Raw genomic sequence first — 19,263 nt, forward strand, 5'->3', positions numbered from 1 at the left:
CTGGTGGACGGGTGCGCGCCGCGGCGGCGATCAGCTGCGCGATGGCCCGTCGATCCGCTTGCTCCAATCCTCGACCTGGCCGCGCGCGAGCCGGGCTTCGACCAGCTTGCGCCACGACGGCACCAGCGGCAAGGCCAGCGCGGCCTGCAGTTCTTCGCGGTCGAGCGTGCGCACGAACAGCATCGTCGCGATGCGCTGCAGCGACCACCGCGGCCACGGCCGCGCGATCAGATGCAAGCGTTCGCCGGCCTCGGCCCGGCCGGCTTCGATCACCCGGTAGTACCAGCCGGTGCGGCCGTTGGCCTGCATCCGCCGCGCCATGTCGGCGACGCCGAAGCGGTCGTTGAGCTTCCAGCACGGCTGCCGCGCCTGGCTCACTTCGAGCAGGACCTCACCGAAGCGGTAGCGATCGCCCAGGCACACCGCGGCCTCGTCCAGGCCTTCGCTGCTGAGGTTCTCGCCGAACGCGCCGGGCGCGTCGAACAGCGCATGCGCGCCGATCTCGTCGCGCCAACGCCGGTAGTGCTCGCGCGGATAGTGGTGCACGGCCTTGTCCGGCCCGCCGTGCACGCGCAGGTCGCCCTGCTCGTCGCCGTCCAGGCCGAGTTCGCCGATCCGCACCAGGCCGCGCAGCGGCCGCTTGTCGATCGCGCTGACGCTGCCCGGCCGGCTGTAGGCGACGGCGCGACCGCGCAGCAGCGCGGTCACCGTCGTTGCCGCCTCGTTCGATCCCATCGCGGTCTCCCCCAGGCGCCGGCCGCGCGCGCGCGGCCGGCGCGGTCGGACTCAACCCAGGTCGGACAAGGCCGCGCCGAAGTTGATGTGGAAGACCTGCTCCTGCAGGACCAGGGCCGGCACCGAGATCACCCCGGCCGCGCGGGCCTCGGCGATCCGCGCCGAGGCCTCGCCCAGGTGCACGACCTCGACCTCGAAACGCGCGCGGTCGATGGCTTCGGCGACCTGCTGTTCGGCGGCCACGCACACCGGGCAACCGGCATGAAAGAACACGGCTTTCTGACGCATACTGGAATCTCCTCTTGCTTGCTCTTAGACGGGTGGTGAGAGGAAGGGCGGCGCGCCGATGCCAGTCGGCCGCCGCCCGCCTATTCCGCGGCTGCGGAATGCGTGCGCTTCGGCGCGGGGCCGCGGCGCGATGTCGTGTCGCGGCGATCGCCGGCGCCGGCGCGGAACCGCGCGGCCACCGCATCCAGCGCGCCGGCGCGCGCATCCGCGGCGCGCGGCCGGTGTTCGGCGCAATCCACGCGCAACTGCGCGTCGCCGAACGCGGCGCCGACCAGGGCGCAATAATGCGGGGCGTCGCCGCCTCCTTCGAACGGACGGAAGAACTCGCAGCCGGCGCAGGTGCGCAGCCCGGTCGCCAACCCCTCGCGTTGGGCCTGCAGGATCAACAACTGCAGCGAACGCGAGAACGCCGCCAGTTCGTCCGGCGCCAACGTCGCCAGCAAGCGCTCGCCGAGCCCGCCGCGGGCGCGGCTGCGGCGCAGCCAGGCCAGCCCGCGCCGGCTCGGATGCACGCGCACCGCGCGGCCGTCGTCGGGATCGCGCTCGCGCCGCACCAGTTCGCGCGCCTGCAACGCGGCGATGGTGTCGCTGGCGCTGGCCGCCGACACGCCCAGGCGCTGCGCCAGCTCGCCGACCCGCCAACCGCGCTTGTCCTCGCCCAGCAGCTCCAGCAGCGCGCGCTGGGCCGGATGCAGCGCGTACGCGTCCGGCTCGCGCCACTGCTGCGCGCGCATCAGGCCGCCCAGGCGCTCCAGGCCCAGGGCGGTCTGGCGCAGATGGAAAGCGGGATCGCTCATGGCGATATTATTAGGACTCCTAAATTAATTGGTCAAGTCCTGGCCGGCGAACGGGCAAAAAGAAAGCCCCGCCGAAGCGGGGCTTTCGCGACTGCATCCGGATCGCTAGGCGATCAGAACTTGTACTGCGCCGAGACGCCGAACAGGTTGGCGTGGCCCTTGAACTTGCCGACCAGGGTCGAGCCGCTGGTGGAGACGATGTCCACGTCCGGGCTGTCGATCTGGATGCGGGTGAACGCGGCGTCCACGCTCAGGTGCTCGTTCGCGTTCCAGGTCAGGCCGACCGAGTACAGGGTACGGTCGTTGTCGGGCAGACGCGGAGTGCGGTGGGTGTCGTTGGTCGGGGTTTCGTCCTTGGCGATGCCGCCGCGCAGGGTGAAACGATCATTGAGATCGTATTCGGCGCCCAGCGCGTACATCATCGTGTCTTCCCACTGGAACTCTTCCTTGCTGATGTCGATGCCGTCGAAACGCTTGATTTCCACGGTCTGCAGCGAGTGCCAATCTGTCTTCTGCGCATCGAACATCATGCGGAACTGGTCGGAGAAGGCGTAGGACACGCTCAGCGTGTCGGTGCTCGGCGTGGTCAGCGCCGCGCCGCCCGGCGCCGTGTTGTACACGGTGTTGGCCAGCAGCGGAGCGACCGAGGCCGGCTTGGTGAAGGTCACCGTGCCTTCCAGGTCGTGGTCGATCTCGGAGCGGTGCGAGTAACCGATCGCCAGGCGGTCGGTCGGCTTCCACTGGAAGCCCAGGATCCAGCCGATGCCGGTGTCGTCGCCCTTGACCTTGGCCAGGCCGTCGGCGCGCTGCGGGCCGTACGGGGTATTCGGCACCGCGCAGGCGGCCGGGCGCATGCGGCAGATCAGGCCGCCGAAGTCGACGGCGTTGGTCAGCGTCGCCTCGGCGCGCTCGTAGACGAAGCCGGCGCCGACCGAGAAGCGGTCGGTCAGCTTGACCGCGGCCGACAGGGTCAGGTCGATGGTCTTCACTTCCGACTCGATGGCGCTGTAGCGGCCGATCCAGTTCGGGTCGTATTCGGTCTTCAGGCCGAACGGCGCGCTGAGCTGGGCGCCCAGGGTGAGCTTCTCGAACGAGCCCGACAGCGGGACCACGATCGACAGCGCCGGGACCGGGGTCACGTCGCCCGGGTCGCCGCCGTTGCCGCCGGTCATCGGACGGGCGAGCGGGGTGCCGGCCGCGGCGGTGCCGTTGCCGGTGAATTTGGCGGTCAGGTCGATCGCGGTGACGTCGCCACGGATCGTGGTCGAGTCCAGGTTCACCATCGCCGCCGGGTTGTTCGAGACGACCGACGCGTCCTTCTCCGAAACGGCGCTGCCGGCAAAGGCGCGGCCCTGGTTCTTGACGCTGTTCTCGCGAATCTGGAAACCGGTGGCGCCGGCCGAGCCGAAGCTGATGACGCCGGCCACGCCCAATGCGATCGCGGTCAGGCGGATGGTGCGGTGTGAGGGTTGCATGCGTGTATTCTCCGTTGGAGTATTTTTTCGTCTGTCGCGGCCGTGTGCATCGCCCCGCTGTGCGGACTGCGATGCCGCCGGAAACCCCTCCCGACGTACGACGCCGTATGCACTATAGCGCGGCCGTTAACCGAACGCTAACAATACGCCCAACCGGGCAAATTCGTCTCGTACCGATGTCGCAATCGCAGTCCCTACAGACACTTACGCCGACTTCTTGCCTGAATAGGGCAACTGCGGCCGCGGTCTCGCGGAGCTGACGCCGTGTTCGTCGCCATTCCCTCGCGCGAACGCGCCCGCCTGCGTTGGGCGACCCCGTTGTTGTTCGCGCTGCTGTGGATCTGCTTCATCGTTTCGGCCGTGGTCCTGCCCGACCCGGAGCAGCGCCGGCTGATGCTGGAATGGGGCGCGCTGTCCGGCGGCCTGTCTTCGCCGGAAGCGTGGTGGGACGCGGTCCGCGAGGGCAGCCTGCTGCGGCTGTTCAGCGCCTTGTTCCTGCATGCCGACTGGGCGCACCTGCTCGGCAACCTGGTGTTCCTGCTGATCTTCGGCCTGCCGGCCGAGCGGGCGATGGGACCTTGGCGGCTGCTGGCGCTGTTCCTGTGCGGCGGCGCGGTGGCCAACCTCGCCGCGGTGATCGCCATCGCCACCCCGGACCGGCTGATCATCGGCGCCAGCGGCGCGGTGTCGGCGCTGATCGGCGCCTATCTGGCGCTGTTCCCCGGCGCCAAGCTCGGCGTGGTGGTGCCGCTGGGCCTGTTCCTGCAGTTCGTCAAAGTGCCCGCGCCGCTGCTGATCGGGGTGTGGGCGCTGCTGCAAGTGGTGTTCACCTTCATCGGCCCGGCGTTCGGCGCGGTGGCCTGGTCGGCGCACCTGGCCGGCTTCGCCTTCGGCGGCGCGTTCGCGCTGATCGCGCGCGCGGGCATCGCGCGGCGGTTGCGGCGCAAGCGCGGGTATTGAGTCCGGCGCCGCAGCCGGGAATCGCATGACGCGGGCCGGGTTGCGCCCTTGCGTTGGCGGCCGGCGAACCCCACGCTCGACACAGGTCCAGGCGCTTTCGATCGCCCGCCGCCCTCTTTCCCTTCATTCCGCGCCCGCCATGTCCACGCTCTACAAAGTCACCTTCCTCAACGCCGGCAAGATCTACGAGCTGTACGCGCGCAAGATCGGCGCGGGCGCGCTGTGGGGCTTCACCGAGGTCAGCGAGCTGGTGTTCGACCTGCACGACGGACTGGTGGTCGACCCGACCGAAGAGCGCTTGCGCGACGAGTTCGGCAACACCCGCGTGCTGCACTTGCCGATGCAGAGCATCGTGCGGATCGAGGAAGTCGAGCGGAAGGGCCAGTCGGCGATCCGCGACGCGGCCTCGGGCGAGCGCGTGGTGACGCCGTTCCCGCTGCCGGCCAAGCCGCGTTGACGCGACGGATCCGGCGCTCATGGACATCGGCGCGATGGATCGACGCGAAGGCCTGATCGAACTCAAGGACCTGCGCATCCCGGTCGAACGCGCGCAGCTGCACGGTTGGCTGTACGAGGACGCCGACGGCGAGCCGCGTTGGTCGATCGCCGTGGACGGTCGCCCGCACCGCTTCGGCGACGGTGAGTTCGCGCAGGAACTGGCGCCGCGCTTCTACGACGAATCGCTGCCGCTGCGCATCGGCGACTGGCGCGAGCTGGAACAGCAACGCTGCCGCTTCCGCTGGCAGGACGACGAAGACCAGGGCGACAGCCTGCCGACCTTGTACCTGTGCTCGCACCTGAGCCTGCCGCTGAGCGAGCTGAGCCTGGGCGCGCGCGACGGCCGCCGCTTCGCGCTGCGATGGACCGGCCTGGCCGAGGCCAACTGGGACGAGGACTACGGCCGCGAGATGCCGTTCCGGATCGAACTGCAGATTCCGTTCGTCGAGCAGGAAGTGCGCTTCTGGCAGCACGGCGACGGCGAGGAGGTCGAAACCGCCGCGCGCGCGATCCTGCGCAAGCGCGGGCTGTCGGACGCGCACCTGCGCTATCGCGAGTACCGGCGCTTCCGCGACGACCCCGGCGACGAGCATTACCGGTTGCTGCGCGCGTTCTTCGATCCGGTCGAGTGAGCCGCGAACTCGGCTGTCGCATTGAAGTCCATGGCTTTTGCGGCAGCAGCTTCTGTGGGAGGGACTTCAGTCCCGACGCTCTTGTGCCCGATCGCTTCGAGCTGAAACAAAGGCATCGGGACTAAAGTCCCTCCCACAAAAGCTGCAGCCGCCAACAAAAAACGCCCGGCGCAGGCCGGGCGTTTTTTCGAGCCGATGGCGGCCTCGTTCAGCGCTTGGCCGCGGGCGCCGGCTTCTTCGCCGACTGCGCCGCCTTGGTCGCGCCGGGCGTCTTCAACTCCGCCAGCGCCGAAGCGATCGGGCCGTCGCCGTCGAGCACCTCGCCGGCGTTGCTGCCGGGCTGGCCTTCTTCGTCGCCGTGCAGGTGGCCGGGCAAGGCCGCCTCGGTGTAGCTGGGACGGTCGCTCTTGTCGTCCTTGGGCGCGCGCAGGGTCACGTCGGGCACGATGCCCAGCGCCTGGATCGACTTGCCGCTGGGCGTGTAATAACGCGCGGTGGTGAGCTTGACCGAGTCGCCGTTGTCCAGCGGCAACACCGTCTGCACCGAGCCCTTGCCGAAGGTGCGGCTGCCGATCACCCGGCCGCGGCCGTTGTCGCGCAACGCGCCGGCCAGCACTTCCGAGGCGCTGGCCGAACCGGCGTCGACCAGCACCATCAGCGGCGCGCCGTCGAGCAGGTCGCCCGGGGTGGCGCTGAATTCGGCATCGCTGATGGCGATGCGGCCGCGGGTGCTGACGATCTTGCCGCGCTCGAGCAGGTCGTCGGCGATCTGCACCGCCGAGGTCAGCAGGCCGCCGGGATTGCTGCGCAGGTCCAGCACCAGCCCGCGCAGCTTGCCGCCGGACTGCTCCTTGAGCTTGCGCAGCTGGGTTTCGAAATCGGCCGCGGTGTCGGCCTGGAACGCGCTCACCCGCAGGTAGCCGTAGCCCGGCTCGAGCATGCGGCTCTTGACGCTGGCCACGCGGATGGTCTCGCGCGCCACGGTCACGTCGAAGGGCTTGTCGCGGCCCTCGCGCACGATGGTCAGCACGACCTTGGAGCCCGGCGCGCCGCGCAGCGGGCCGGAACTGTCGCCTTCGTCGACCTTGAACGGCTTGCCGTCGATCGCGGTGATCAGGTCGCCGGCCTTGATCCCGGCACGCGCGGCCGGGGTGTCGTCGATCGGCGAGATCACCCGCAGCGTGCCGTCGGGCTGGCGCAGCAGCTCCACGCCGATGCCGTCGTAGTTGCCGCGCGATTGTTCGTCGAAGTTCTCGGCGTCGGCCTTGTCGAAATAGACGCTGTGCGGGTCGAGGTCGAACAGCAGGCCGCGGATCGCCGAATGCATCAGCTTGGCGTCGTCGACGGGTTCGACATACGCCTGCTTGACCGCGTTGTAGACCGCGACGTAGCGGCGGATCTCGTCGATCGGCACCTTCGAATCGCTGTCGTCCTTGCCGGCCTTGGCGCTGCGCTTGCCCGGCGCCTGCGCCGGCGGCGTGGCCTGGCCGTCGTCCTGCGCGTCGGCATCGTCCGCATCGTCGGCGGCGGGCGCGGGCTGGGACGCGGCGGGCGGCGCCTGCACCGGCGCGGCGGGCGGGGTCGCCTGCGCGGGCGGCGCGGGCTGCTGGGCCAGGGCCGGCACGGCGCCCAGCGCCAGGGCGAGCGGAAGCAGACTACGCAGGGGGTGACGCAGGGACATGCACGACGCTCCGAAGCGGATGGCGGTTGGACCGCGTGCGGCGGCCCGTGGCAGTCGGACCGCGCGAGGCGGCCAGGGTTCGGTCGATTATCTGCGCACGTTAAGCGGGGCGCTTGCAAGCTTTCGTTAAAACCCGCGCCCCTCGCGCCGCTGCCGGCCCGCGCGGCCTGTCCGCCGCGGCGCGCACTACGTTCCGGGCCGCGCCGACCGCGCAAACCGCCGCCCACGCCACTGCACCGAAGCCGCGACGACGCTCACGCCGCCAAGCGACCCGCGCGCCTCAACGCCGCAGCCACACGCCCGGGTTCACCGGCTGCCCGCCGCGGCGCAATTCGAAATACAGCGCCGGCCGGCCGTGGCCGCCGGAACTGCCGACGGTGGCGACGGCGTCGCCCTTCTTGACCGTCGCCCCGGCGTCCTTGAGCAGGGCGTCGTTGTTGGCGTACAGACTCATGTAGCCGTTGCCGTGGTCGACGATCAGCAACAGGCCGTAGCCGGTCATCCATTCCGAATAGACCACGGTGCCGTCGCCGACCGCCTTGACCGTGGCGCCGGCCGGCGCGCCGATCAGCAGGCCCTCGCTGCTGCGGCCGTCGGGCATGGTGCCGCCGAAGCCGGCCAGCAACGCGCCCGACACCGGCCAGCCCAGGCCGCCGACCTGCGGCGCGGGCGCGCTGGCGACCGCGACCGGCGGCTTGCGCACCGGCGCGGGCTTGCCCTTGGCCGCCGCCGCGGGCGGCGGCGCGCGCGCCTCGCGCGCTTCGCGTTCGGCGCGGGCCTTGGCCGCGGCGCGGCGCTGGGCCTCGGCGCGCGCGGCGGCCGCGCGCAGCTTGGCCAACAATTGCTCGAGCCCCTTGGCGTCGCGGCCGAGCTCGCGCTCGCGGGTGCTGCGGTCTTCGTATTTTTCGTTGATCTGGGCGACCAGGACGGCGCGGTCCTTGCGGTCCTTCTCGAGCTGGCCCAGCTGCGCGCGCTGTTGCTTGCGGGTGCTGTCGAGGCTGGCGCGGCGCTCGACGATCTCGCGTTCGAGCCGGTCCAGCTCGCGCAGCTGCGCGGTCAGTTCGTCGATGCGGCGCGCGCGGTCGCGCTGCAGATAGCCGTGATAGGTCAGGATGCGGCCGCTGTCGGCGACCCGGTCCTGCGACAGCAGCGCCTTGAGCGGCGCATCGTTGCCCTGCGCGTAGGCGGCGCGCAGCAGTTGTTCCAGCTCCTTGCGGCGCGCGCCGAGATTCTTCTTGAGCGAATCGCGCTGGTCCTGGGTCTGCTTGAGCGCGGCGTGCTCGCGCGCCAGCCGCGTCTCGGTGTCGCGCAGCACCCGGTTGGAACGGCCGACCTGTTCGTCGGCCGCGCGCAGCTTCTGCGCCGCATCGCCGCGCTGTCCTTCCAGCTTGCGCCGCTCGGCCGCGACCGACTTCAACTCGGTCTTGATCTTCTCGAGCTTGCGCTCGGTCTCGCGGCTGCTGCCCTGCTGCGCCGCGGCGCGCGCCGGCGGCGCCGCCAACGGCAGCGCCGCCAGCAGCGCCAACATCCACGCGCACGCGATACGCATCAGCCCTCCAGCAGGCTGCGGCCGGTCATCTCCTCGGGCTGCGGCAGCCCGAGCAGATCCAGGATGGTCGGCGCGACGTCGCGCAGCGCGCCGCCGGACCGCAGCGCCGCCTTGCGCGGGCCGACGTACACCAGCGGCACCGGGCCGACGGTGTGGGCGGTATGCGGCTGCCCGGTCGAGGCGTCGCGCATCATCTCCAGGTTGCCGTGGTCGGCGGTGATCAGCAGCGCGCCGTGCACCTCCTGCACCGCCGCGGCGATCGCGCCGATGGCCTTGTCGACCGCCTGCGCGGCCAGGATCGCGGCCTGCAGGTCGCCGGTGTGGCCGACCATGTCGGGGTTGGCGATGTTGCAGATCGCCACGTCCACCGCCTGCGCGCGGATCGTCTCGACCAGCTTGGCGGTCACTTCCGGGCAGCTCATTTCCGGCTGCAGGTCGTAGGTGGCGACCTTCGGGCTCGGCACCAGGACGCGGGTTTCGCCGGCGTAGGGCTCCTCGCGGCCGCCGCTGAAGAAGAAGGTGACGTGGGCGTACTTCTCGGTTTCGGCGATGCGCAGCTGGCTCAGGCCATGCTCGGCCAGCAATTCGCCGAGCGTATTGCGCAGATCGTCGGGGCCGAACGCGACCGGCGCCGGCAGCTTGGCGTCGTATTCGGTCAGGCAGACGAAGCGCGACAGCTTCGGCGTGCGCGCCTGGTAGCCGTCGAAGTTCGGATCCACGAACGCGGCGGTGAGCTGGCGCGCGCGGTCGGCGCGGAAGTTCATGAACACCACCGCGTCGCCGTCGGCCATCGGCCGGGCGTCGCCGATCACGGTGGGGGCGACGAATTCGTCGGTCTCGCCGCGCGCGTAGGCCGCTTCGAGGCCTTCCAGCGCGGTCGCGGCATGCTGTTCGCCGCGCGCTTCGACGATCGCATCCCAGGCGCGCAGCTGGCGGTCCCAGCGCTTGTCGCGGTCCATCGCGTAGTAGCGGCCGCCGATGCTGGCGATATGCGCGTTGCCGGCCTCGTCGCAGGCCTGCTGCAGGCGCTGCAGGCTCGGCGCGGCCGACTTCGGCGGCATGTCGCGGCCGTCGAGGAAGGCGTGCACGGCGACCTTCGCCACGCCTTCGCGGCGGGCCAATTCGATCATCGCGAAGAGGTGCCGCTCGTGGCTGTGCACGCCGCCGGGCGAGAGCAGGCCCAGCAGGTGCAAGGTCGCGCCGGCGGCCTGGGCCGCGGCGCAGGCGGCGCGCAGTTCCTGGTTGGCGAAGAAGCTGCCGTCCTCGACCGCCGCGTCGATGCGGGTCAGGTCCTGGTAGACGATGCGGCCGGCGCCGAGGTTCATGTGGCCGACCTCGGAATTGCCCATCTGCCCGTCGGGCAGGCCGACGTGGCGGCCCTCGGTATGGATCAGGGTGTGCGCCTGGCTGGCCAGCAGCGCGCGCCAGTTCGGCAGGTCGGCCTGGGCCAGGGCGTTGTCGGCCGGGTCGTCGCGGTGGCCCCAGCCGTCGAGGATCAGCAGCACTACGGGCTTGGGGCGGGAGGTCGCAGACACGTGGGCGTTTCCTATGACGAAGGGCGGAATGACTAAGGACGGGCGCCGCGGCGCGCGGATTGGGCGATTGTAGCGAAGCGGGCGATGAAGCCCCGGGGAACGGCGGCGCAAACCGCGACGACGACGACGCGACGGCGACGATGGCGCCCCGCGGCGACCGCCCCGAGGATTTTTTCGCCGCGGCGTAAACCGTCCGCGCGTCCGCCGCATCACAAGCCATGCCCACCCGAACAACGGAACCCGCCATGACCCGCACCCAGCTGTCCGCCTGCCTGTCCGTCCTCATCGCCCTGTCCTCGACCGCGGCCCTGGCCGACGACGACGTCAGCAAGGTCAACGGCAGCATCACCGTCGAGGCCGGCCAGCGCCGCGGCGACGTGGAAACCGTCAACGGCAGCATCCGCGTCGGCGACAACGCCGCCGTCCAGGACGCGCAGACCGTCAACGGCAGCATCAACGTCGGCAACGGCGCCCAGACCGGCCGCCTGGAGACGGTCAACGGCAGCATCCGCGCCGGCACCAAGCTCACCGCCAGCGACGGCATCGAGACCGTCAACGGCGGCGTCTTCGTCGACCGCGGCGGCCGCGTGCGCGGCGACGTGGAGACCGTCAACGGCTCAATCGGCCTGGTCGCCACCGAACTGGCCGGCGGCATCGAGACGGTCAACGGCGACGTCACCGTCGGCGTCGATTCGCACGTCACCGGCGGCATCAAGTACACCAAGCCGACCGGCAACTTCACCTTCCAAAAGCGCGATCCGATCGTGATCGTCGGCCCAAACGCGCGCGTGGACGGCCCGCTGGTGTTCGAGCGCCCGGTCAAGCTGTACGTGCACGCCAGCGCCAAGACCGGCGCGATCCGCGGCGCCACCGCCATCGCCTTCAGCAGCGCGACCCCGCCGGCGCAGTAATCGCGGTCCTCCGCCTCCGCCGCGGGCGCCGCCTTCTCCTGGCCGTGAAGGGCGCCCGCCGCGGGGGCTTTACCGCCGCGCGCCCCGGCGCGCCGCCCGGCGAAGCGCCCGGATCGGTCAAGCCGGCCCGGCCCGCCGCGGCCCGGGCCTGCACCTAGAATGGACCTCCCCCACGCCCCGGCCGCTGGCCGCCCTTGGAGGTTCCAGACCTTGTCCCGAAATAGTCCGCTCTTCGCCGCGACCTCGCTGGTCGTCGCGACGCTTGCGCTGAGCGCCTGCAAGCAAACGCCCGCCGACGGCGCCGCCTCGGCGCAACCGGCGTCCGATCCGGCCGCCCCCGCCGCGGCCGCGCCCGCCGGCGACCACGCCTTCGACGCGGCCATCAACGCCGCCGACTTCGCCCAACACGTCAAGGTGCTGGCCTCCGACGAGTTCGAGGGCCGCGCCCCCGGCAGCGCCGGCGAGGACAAGACCGTCCAGTACCTGGAGGCGCAGTTCAAGCGCCTCGGCCTGAAGCCGGGCAACGGCGACAGCTATTTCCAGACCGTGCCGATGGTGGAAACCACCGCCGACGAAGGCACGACGCTCAAGCTCGACGTCAAGGGACAGACGCGCGAGCTCAAGTTCGGCGCCGACATGGTCGTGGGCACCCGCACCGGCCAGGCGGAAGTGAAGGTCGACGCCAGCGACCTGGTGTTCGTCGGCTACGGCGTCAACGCGCCGGAGCAGCAGTGGAACGACTACGCCGGCGTCGACGTCAAGGGCAAGACGGTGGTGATGTTCGTCAACGACCCGGGCTTCCACGGCCAGGACGCGACCTTGTTCGAGGGCAAGCGGATGACCTACTACGGCCGCTGGACCTACAAGTTCGAAGAGGCCGCGCGCCAGGGCGCCAAGGCCGCGCTGATCGTGCACGACGCCGCCGGCGCCTCGTACGGCTGGGACGTGGTCAAGAACTCCTGGTCCGGCGCGCAGTTCGACCTGCCGGCCAAGGACGATCCGGAACCGCGCCTGCCGGTGCAGGGCTGGATCACCGCCGACACCGCGCGCACGTTGTTCGCCGACCTCGGCCAGGATCTCGACCAGCTCTACCAGGCCGCCGGCAAGCGCGGCTTCAAGGCCATTCCCCTGCAGGCCAAGGCCTCGGTGGACCTGAAGAGCAAGATCAGCGAGAAGTCCTCGCGCAACGTGATCGCCCGGCTCGACGGCGCCAAGCGCCCGGACGAAGCGATCGTCTACATGGCGCACTGGGACCACCTGGGGCACCACGCCGAAGAAGGCGGCCACGAAGGCCACGCGGCGGCGGCGAAGGGCGAGGGCCACGACACGATCTACAACGGCGCGGTCGACAACGCTTCCGGCGTGGCCGGCATCCTCGAGATCGCCGAGGCCTTCAGCAAGCAGACCCCGCCGCCGGACCGCTCGCTGCTGTTCCTGGCGGTGACGCTGGAAGAGTCGGGCCTGCTCGGCTCCAAGTACTACGTCGCCCACCCGACCGTGCCGCTGAACAAGACCGTCGCCGTCATCAACCTCGACGCCATGCCGATCATCGGCAAGGCCCGCGACATGACCGTGGTCGGCTACGGCAGCTCGGAGCTCGAGGACATCCTCAAGACCGTCGCCGACGGCCAGGGCCGCGTGCTGCATGCCGAGGGCACGCCGCAGGACGGCTTCTACTTCCGCTCCGACCACTTCAACTTCGCCAAGGCCGGCGTGCCGGCGCTGTACGCCAAAGGCGGCGACGACCTGATCAACGGCGGCGTGGAAGCCGGGCAGAAGGCCCAGGTCGATTACCGCGACAACCGCTATCACAAGCCGGCCGACCAGTTCGATCCGAACTGGAAGCTCGACGGCGTAGTCCAGGACCTCGACGCGCTGTACGGCGTCGGCAAGGTCCTGGCCGGCAACGAGCAGTGGCCGAACTGGTACCAGGGCAACGCCTTCCGCGCCGCCCACGACAAGCTGATGGCGCCGGCGAAGAAGTAAGCCGCCGTCGTCCGGCGGACCGTCGTGGCGCGTTGCGCCGGGCTGGAAACCAGCCGGGCCAGCGGCCTCGACGGTCCTGCCGTCGGCGGTCGCAATGCGAATCGCAGCGGGCCCGCGGTTCGACATGACCCGTCGTGCCCGGCAGCAGTCCGCCGAGCCGGCTGCACGGCGCTCCGGCCGCCCGCGACCGCAAAGCGATCCGACGACGGCGCCTCTGGGCGCCGTCGTTTTTTCCGCTAGGCTGGTGTGGCCGCAGTCGCGCGGCCCGGCCGCAAGGAAGGCCCATGTCGATGACCATCGCCTACTGGTGCCTGCTGGCCGCGGCACTGCTGCCCTACCTGTGGACCTCGCTGGCCAAGGCCAACGGCCAGCGCTACGACAACCGCGACCCGCGCGGCTGGCAGGCGCGCCAGGACAATCCGCGCTCCAAGGCCGCGTACGCCGCCCACCTCAACGCCTTCGAAGCCTTCCCGGCCTTCGCCGCCGGCGTGCTCGGCGCGCAGATGGCCGGCGTGGACACCGGCTGGATCGACGTGCTCGCGCTGGCGTTCATCGCCTTCCGCGTCCTGCACGGCGTGTTCTACATCGCCGGCAAGGCCTCGCTGCGCAGCGCGGTCTGGGCCGGCGGCTTCGCCTGCACGGTCGCGCTGCTGGTGTTGGCGGCGCTGGCCACGATCTGAGCCGCGACGGGAGCGCACGACGATGAGCGTTGCGGCAAGCGGCGCCCGGGGCGGCCCGATCCGATGGCGATGGCGATGGCGCGCATTCGCCCGTCCCCTCGCGCGCCAGCTGCCGCCAGCCGCGCTCTGAGCCGCCTTTCGTTCGCGCAACCGCGCGCCGCTCCACGCACCGAGCCCGTCATGTCCGCCCTGCCCCCGTCCGATCACGAAGACTTCGCCCGTTCCATCCGCGACAGCGGTTTCCGTTTCGTCGCCGGCGCCGACATGCGCGCCCACCTGCTGCAACACGGCTCGCTCGACGACTGGGACGCGTTCGCCGCGAGCTGGAACGACCTCGCGCCCGACGCCTACCTGGCCCAGGTCGGCCGCCATCGCCGTCGCCGCCACGCCGTCTTCCATGCCGGACGCGACGGCACGATCGAACGCCAACCGCACCAGCCGCATTACCAGGCGTTGAACTACAACGCCCTGCAGGGCGATATCGAGCGCTGGTTCGAACCGCTGCGCCAGGACATCGCCGACGGCGCCAGCCTGGGCACTGTGCTCGGCTTCTGCCGCGACTTCTTCTCCACGCTGGCGCCGCGCACCGCGGCCTGGCGCATCGAACTGCACCAGTTCCGCATCGAGGCCGGCCCCGATCGCGAAGGCCAGCCGACGCCCGAAGGCGTGCACCGCGACGGCGTCGACTACGTGCTGGTCCTGCTCATCGACCGCCACAACATCGTCAGCGGCACCACCACCATCCACGACCGCGACGGCACCGAACTCGGCAGCTTCACCCTGACCGCCCCGCTCGACGCCGCCCTGGTCGACGACGCGCGGGTATTCCACGGCGTCACCGCGGTGACGCCGCAAGATCCCTCGCGCGAAGCGCATCGCGACGTGCTGGTCGTAACGTTCCGGGCGCAGGCCTGAGCGCGCGGGCCGAACCGCGGTCGGGTACGGCGACACGCGCCGCGGTAAGAAAGCGTATCGCGGCATGCCGATGATGACGCCCCGCATGCGAGCCTGAGCACGCGGGCCAAGCCCCGCTCGAATCGGGCGGCACGCGCCAGACTCGGAAAGCGCACCGCGGCGTGCTGGCGACGACGTTCCGAGCGCGCGGGCCGAACCGCGTCCGGACCGGGCGACACGCGCCGGGCGGCTCCCGCCCGGCGCGGCCGCTGCGGTCAGAAGTTGATGTTGTTGTCGGTCACCACGCTGCCGCTGGCCGTGTTGGCGACGAAGTCGGTCCGGGTATCGGCGATGTTGTTGGCCAGCAACACCCGGTTCGAGCTGCCGCTGATTTCGGCGAAGTACGGCGTCGCCGCGTTCGGCGTCGAGCGGCAACGGCTGATCGCCACGTTGCTCGCGTTGTAGACCGAAACGCAGGAATCCGCGGCGATCTGGCCGAAGAAATCGCAATCCAGGATCGACGTGTTGTCGAACTGGGTCAGCACGATCGGGCGGTACTGCGCGGTCATGATCTCGTTGATCTTCGCCCCGCGCACCGACACCGCCTTGACGGTCGCCGCGCCGAAGCGCTCGAACAGCATGGCGTTGCCGTTGAAGCCGACGACGTAGGGATCGTTGATGAAGACCTGGAACAGGTCGGCGTTGTTGTCCAGGGCGATCCACAGCGCATGGGCACCGACCGGGTTGCTGTTGCCTTCCCACTGCATCGAGTTGAACCAGATATCGCCGATGCGACCCTTGCGATGCGCGTACAGCAACGTGCCCGGGCCGTAGATCACCGAGCCGTAGAAGCGCACCCCGCGGATTTCGCTGCTCGCGCCCGCGCCGGCGGACTCGATCCTGATCGGCGGGTTCGCGGCCGTTCCGCCGAATTGGCAGTTGTTGAAGTCCAGATCGCCGATGAACGATGCATCCTCGTTGGCGACGATCTCCAGGCCGCCGTCGTTGACCACGACCCGGTCGAAATTGACCATCCGGGTCAAGGCGCCGGTGAGCTTGATCGTCGGCGCGTTAAAGCCGAGCGCGAACACATCGCGCAGTTGGCACTTCTGGAAGCCGGCGAATTTCTTGCCGATCTCGCCGATCTTGATCGCGCAACGACCGGCCAGGCCGCTCTCGTTGGCGAAGTAGCCGTTGAAGCGCAGATTGTCGACCTGGAAGTAGCCGACCTCCAGACCGGGCACGCCGCCGACCGGGCACTGCGGCGCCAGATGCAGCGCCGGTCCGGCGACATTGGCCATGATTTCGCAGTTGTTGCCCTTGAGCAGGAAGCGACGCGCCGGATCGCCGACGGCGGCCGCCGCGAGCTTGACCACCACGGTGGCGTCGACGCGGATGCGGCGCCCGGCCGGCAGCGCCAACGCGATCGCGCGATCGTTGGCGTAATCCACCGCGGCCTGCAGCGCCGCGGCCGAGTCGGCGTACTCGTTGGCCGCAAGCCCGAACACGTCGGCATGGATCTCGTTGACCGGTCCCGGCAGCGGATGTACATACGCTCGCGCCGAACCGATCCTGACCCGGCCAGGACCGTAGAACTTGCCCAACGCAGGTTCGGCCGTCACCGCATAGTCCCCGACCGGCACGTAGACCTGGCCCACCGCCGCGGCCGCCTGCGCGAACGCGCCCGAATCGTCGGCGACGCCGTCGCCGATCGCGCCGAAATCCTTGACGCTCAAGCCCTCGCGCAGCTTGTTCTGGACCGAGCGCGCGACCGTGCCACCGTCGACAGGCGAGTAACCCACGTCCTTGGCATCGACCAACGAGCTCTGCTGGGCCACCGAGGCGCCGCTAGTCAATGCCGCCGTCGCCGCGGCCGCGGTCATAGCCAGCGGCACGCCTATGAACTTTCTTCTTTCCATTCGAACACCCCTTCGTTCTCGTATTCCCGCGCGGAACCGCCCGCGCAGGGGAATTGTCGAGGTTCGAAGTTTCTTGGGTGGAGAAAAAGAGGGCGCTGGTCTCGCGCCTTGGTTCGAGCAAACGGTAAGCGAGTGGCGCTATAACGGGTTGCGTCGTGCCAGTGTCGTCCGATTCGCTACGCCGGCGTAACCGGCCGCGCCGTGGCGCCTGGGGCGCGGGCCGTTACGGCGCTGATGAAACCCCGGCCTGCAGTCGCCTCTGCGACCAGGGGAAATCGTTTTATTTTCCGTCGCCGCACAGGCGATGAGCGCGTCTCGATACAGACGCGTGCACTGAAGAAACTCTCGGGGCGCAGCCGTCGATGATGTTTTCGACGGTGCAAAAGAAGAAGGCCGGATCCTTGGGATCCGGCCTTCTGGGAAAAGCCCCTGGCGATGACCTACTCTTGCATGGCTTAAGCCACACTACCATCGGCGCATGTGCGTTTCACTTCCGAGTTCGGGATGGGATCGGGTGGTTCCACACAGCTATTATCACCAGGGAGAGGGTGGAGGGTCGCAGGTCTCGATCGATTGAGTTGCGCTCACGCTCACGTTGGTTTGCTTTCAACGGACTGGTGCCCGTTGTCGGCGAATAGATTGGAATGTAGCGAGTCAGTGTTGGTTTGGAGTGTCGACGCGTCGTCGAGTCCAAGGCCACTTGAGGTTATATGGTCAAGCCACACGGATCATTAGTACAGGTTAGCTCAATGCGTTGCCGCACTTACACACCCTGCCTATCAACCACCTAGTCTTGATGGTTCCTTTAGGGGAGTCGAGCTCCCGGGAGATCTCATCTTGAGGCGCGCTTCCCGCTTAGATGCTTTCAGCGGTTATCGCTTCCGAACATAGCTACCCGGCAGTGCCACTGGCGTGACAACCGGAACACCAGAGGTTCGTCCACTCCGGTCCTCTCGTACTAGGAGCAGCCCCTCTCAAATCTCCAACGCCCACGACAGATAGGGACCGAACTGTCTCACGACGTTCTGAACCCAGCTCGCGTACCACTTTAAATGGCGAACAGCCATACCCTTGGGACCGACTACAGCCCCAGGATGTGATGAGCCGACATCGAGGTGCCAAACACCGCCGTCGATATGAACTCTTGGGCGGTATCAGCCTGTTATCCCCGGAGTACCTTTTATCCGTTGAGCGATGGCCCTTCCATACAGAACCACCGGATCACTAAGACCTACTTTCGTACCTGCTTGATCCGTCGATCTTGCAGTCAAGCACGCTTATGCCTTTGCACACAGTGCGCGATGTCCGACCGCGCTGAGCGTACCTTCGTGCTCCTCCGTTACACTTTGGGAGGAGACCGCCCCAGTCAAACTACCCACCATACATGGTCCCCGACCCGGATAACGGGCCCAGGTTAGAACGTCAAGCACGACAGGGTGGTATTTCAAGGATGGCTCCACTGCAGCTAGCGCCACAGTTTCATAGCCTCCCACCTATCCTACACAGACGAACTCAACGTTCAATGTAAAGCTATAGTAAAGGTTCACGGGGTCTTTCCGTCTTGCCGCGGGAACGCTGCATCTTCACAGCGATTTCAATTTCACTGAGTCTCGGGTGGAGACAGCGCCGCTGTCGTTACGCCATTCGTGCAGGTCGGAACTTACCCGACAAGGAATTTCGCTACCTTAGGACCGTTATAGTTACGGCCGCCGTTTACTGGGGCTTCGATCAAGAGCTTCGCCTTGCGGCTAACCCCATCAATTAACCTTCCAGCACCGGGCAGGCGTCACACCCTATACGTCCACTTTCGTGTTTGCAGAGTGCTGTGTTTTTGATAAACAGTCGCAGCGGCCTGGTCACTGCGGCCCCCCTCAGCTATTAACCATGGAGGGCGCACCTTCTCCCGAAGTTACGGTGCTATTTTGCCTAGTTCCTTCACCCGAGTTCTCTCAAGCGCCTGAGAATTCTCATCCTGCCCACCTGTGTCGGTTTACGGTACGGTCTGCGTAAGCTGAAGCTTAGGAGCTTTTCCTGGAAGCGTGATATCAGCAGCCTAGCCCTAATGGGCCGGTCCTTAGTCTCAACGTTGCCCCCCCGGATTTGCCTAAGGGGACCGCCTCAACTCTCTCACCAGGACAACCAACGCCTGGCCTGCCTAACCTTCTCCGTCCCTCCATCGCACTTACGCGAGGTGCAGGAATATTAACCTGCTTCCCATCGACTACGCATTTCTGCCTCGCCTTAGGGGCCGACTCACCCTGCGTCGATTAACGTTGCGCAAGGAAACCTTGGGCTTTCGGCGTGCGGGCTTTTCACCCGCATTATCGTTACTCATGTCAGCATTCGCACTTCCGATACCTCCAGCAGACTTCTCAATCCACCTTCATCGGCTTACGGAACGCTCCTCTACCGCGCATACAAAGTATGCACCCCAAGCTTCGGTTCATCGCTTAGCCCCGTTAAATCTTCCGCGCAGACCGACTCGACCAGTGAGCTATTACGCTTTCTTTAAAGGGTGGCTGCTTCTAAGCCAACCTCCTGGCTGTCTGTGCCTTTCCACATCGTTCACCACTTAGCGATGAATTTGGGACCTTAGCTGTGGGTCTGGGTTGTTTCCCTTTTCACGACGGACGTTAGCACCCGCCGTGTGTCTCCCGGATAGTACGTACTGGTATTCGGAGTTTGCCATGGTTTGGTAAGTCGCAATGACCCCCTAGCCATAA

Annotated in this window: 16 protein-coding genes and 2 rRNA genes (1 of these 18 only partly in view); 7 read left to right on the forward strand and 11 right to left on the reverse strand. The window is 68.3% G+C overall.

The features are described 5' to 3' along the window. Positions 1-30: 30 nt before the first annotated feature. The 4 genes from RDV84_RS05200 to RDV84_RS05215 all read right to left on the reverse strand — a co-directional run bounded on the left by RDV84_RS05200 (position 31) and on the right by RDV84_RS05215 (position 3,295). Entirely contained in the window at positions 31-735 is a 705-nt protein-coding gene (locus tag RDV84_RS05200; RefSeq protein WP_309152690.1) for an MOSC domain-containing protein, read from the reverse strand. Positions 736-786: 51 nt separating this feature from the next. Beyond that, positions 787-1,023, reverse strand: coding sequence for a thioredoxin family protein (locus RDV84_RS05205; RefSeq protein WP_250448081.1), 237 nt, complete (start codon positions 1,021-1,023; stop codon positions 787-789). Positions 1,024-1,103: 80 nt separating this feature from the next. Then, positions 1,104-1,820, reverse strand: a complete 717-nt coding sequence (locus RDV84_RS05210) for a MarR family winged helix-turn-helix transcriptional regulator (protein ID WP_057945923.1) — start codon at positions 1,818-1,820, stop codon at positions 1,104-1,106. A 113-nt stretch (positions 1,821-1,933) separates the two neighbouring features. After that, entirely contained in the window at positions 1,934-3,295 is a 1,362-nt protein-coding gene (locus RDV84_RS05215) for an OmpP1/FadL family transporter (RefSeq protein ID WP_057945922.1), read from the reverse strand. A gap of 264 nt (positions 3,296-3,559) precedes the next feature. Here RDV84_RS05215 and RDV84_RS05220 point away from each other — a divergent pair, with 264 nt between their 5' ends. The 3 genes from RDV84_RS05220 to RDV84_RS05230 all read left to right on the forward strand — a co-directional run bounded on the left by RDV84_RS05220 (position 3,560) and on the right by RDV84_RS05230 (position 5,385). After that, positions 3,560-4,255: a rhomboid family intramembrane serine protease gene (locus tag RDV84_RS05220; RefSeq protein ID WP_057945921.1), complete on the forward strand. Its 696-nt coding sequence runs from the start codon at positions 3,560-3,562 to the stop codon at positions 4,253-4,255. Between the two features lie 139 nt (positions 4,256-4,394). Beyond that, complete coding sequence (locus tag RDV84_RS05225; protein ID WP_078999842.1) at positions 4,395-4,712, forward strand: DUF1820 family protein; 318 nt, start codon at positions 4,395-4,397, stop codon at positions 4,710-4,712. A 19-nt stretch (positions 4,713-4,731) separates the two neighbouring features. Beyond that, entirely contained in the window at positions 4,732-5,385 is a 654-nt protein-coding gene (locus tag RDV84_RS05230; RefSeq protein ID WP_309152691.1) for a hypothetical protein, read from the forward strand. Here the strand turns inward: RDV84_RS05230 and RDV84_RS25855 are convergent. The 4 genes from RDV84_RS25855 to gpmI form a co-directional block, all read right to left on the reverse strand. Beyond that, positions 5,346-5,501 carry a DUF6053 domain-containing protein gene (locus RDV84_RS25855; RefSeq protein WP_425606307.1) on the reverse strand — a complete coding sequence of 52 codons (156 nt, stop codon included), beginning with the start codon at positions 5,499-5,501 and terminating at the stop codon, positions 5,346-5,348. The genes RDV84_RS05230 and RDV84_RS25855 overlap by 40 nt on opposite strands. Positions 5,502-5,593: 92 nt before the next feature. Further along, positions 5,594-7,066, reverse strand: coding sequence for a S41 family peptidase (locus tag RDV84_RS05235; RefSeq protein WP_250448089.1), 1,473 nt, complete (start codon positions 7,064-7,066; stop codon positions 5,594-5,596). A gap of 280 nt (positions 7,067-7,346) precedes the next feature. Then, entirely contained in the window at positions 7,347-8,615 is a 1,269-nt protein-coding gene (locus tag RDV84_RS05240; RefSeq protein ID WP_309152692.1) for a murein hydrolase activator EnvC family protein, read from the reverse strand. Next, entirely contained in the window at positions 8,615-10,150 is a 1,536-nt protein-coding gene (gene gpmI, locus RDV84_RS05245; protein ID WP_309152693.1) for a 2,3-bisphosphoglycerate-independent phosphoglycerate mutase, read from the reverse strand. The genes RDV84_RS05240 and gpmI overlap by 1 nt, the downstream gene beginning before the upstream one ends. Before the next feature lie 245 nt (positions 10,151-10,395). On the opposite strand from gpmI, the gene RDV84_RS05250 reads away from it, so the two are divergent. The 4 genes from RDV84_RS05250 to RDV84_RS05265 all read left to right on the forward strand — a co-directional run bounded on the left by RDV84_RS05250 (position 10,396) and on the right by RDV84_RS05265 (position 14,642). Next, positions 10,396-11,061 carry a DUF4097 family beta strand repeat-containing protein gene (locus RDV84_RS05250; protein WP_309152694.1) on the forward strand — a complete coding sequence of 222 codons (666 nt, stop codon included), beginning with the start codon at positions 10,396-10,398 and terminating at the stop codon, positions 11,059-11,061. Positions 11,062-11,271: 210 nt separating this feature from the next. After that, positions 11,272-13,047, forward strand: coding sequence for a M28 family metallopeptidase (locus RDV84_RS05255; RefSeq protein WP_309152695.1), 1,776 nt, complete (start codon positions 11,272-11,274; stop codon positions 13,045-13,047). 284 nt (positions 13,048-13,331) lie between these two features. Further along, on the forward strand, positions 13,332-13,727 hold the full coding sequence (locus tag RDV84_RS05260; protein WP_197414804.1) for an MAPEG family protein: 396 nt from the start codon (positions 13,332-13,334) through the stop codon (positions 13,725-13,727). A gap of 180 nt (positions 13,728-13,907) precedes the next feature. After that, positions 13,908-14,642 (forward strand): 2OG-Fe dioxygenase family protein, encoded by a 735-nt coding sequence (locus RDV84_RS05265; protein WP_309152696.1) that lies wholly within the window; start codon positions 13,908-13,910, stop codon positions 14,640-14,642. Between the two features lie 254 nt (positions 14,643-14,896). Here the strand turns inward: RDV84_RS05265 and RDV84_RS05270 are convergent, their stop codons facing one another. From RDV84_RS05270 to RDV84_RS05280, 3 genes are all read right to left on the reverse strand, one after another. Next, positions 14,897-16,516 (reverse strand): hypothetical protein, encoded by a 1,620-nt coding sequence (locus RDV84_RS05270; protein ID WP_309152697.1) that lies wholly within the window; start codon positions 16,514-16,516, stop codon positions 14,897-14,899. Between the two features lie 451 nt (positions 16,517-16,967). Continuing rightward, positions 16,968-17,082, reverse strand: a 5S ribosomal RNA gene (gene rrf / locus RDV84_RS05275). A gap of 168 nt (positions 17,083-17,250) precedes the next feature. Beyond that, positions 17,251-19,263 (reverse strand): 23S ribosomal RNA (locus tag RDV84_RS05280); it runs 851 nt beyond the window's last position.

This window comes from Lysobacter yananisis (genome assembly GCF_031199375.1).
Lineage (GTDB): Bacteria > Pseudomonadota > Gammaproteobacteria > Xanthomonadales > Xanthomonadaceae > Lysobacter > Lysobacter yananisis.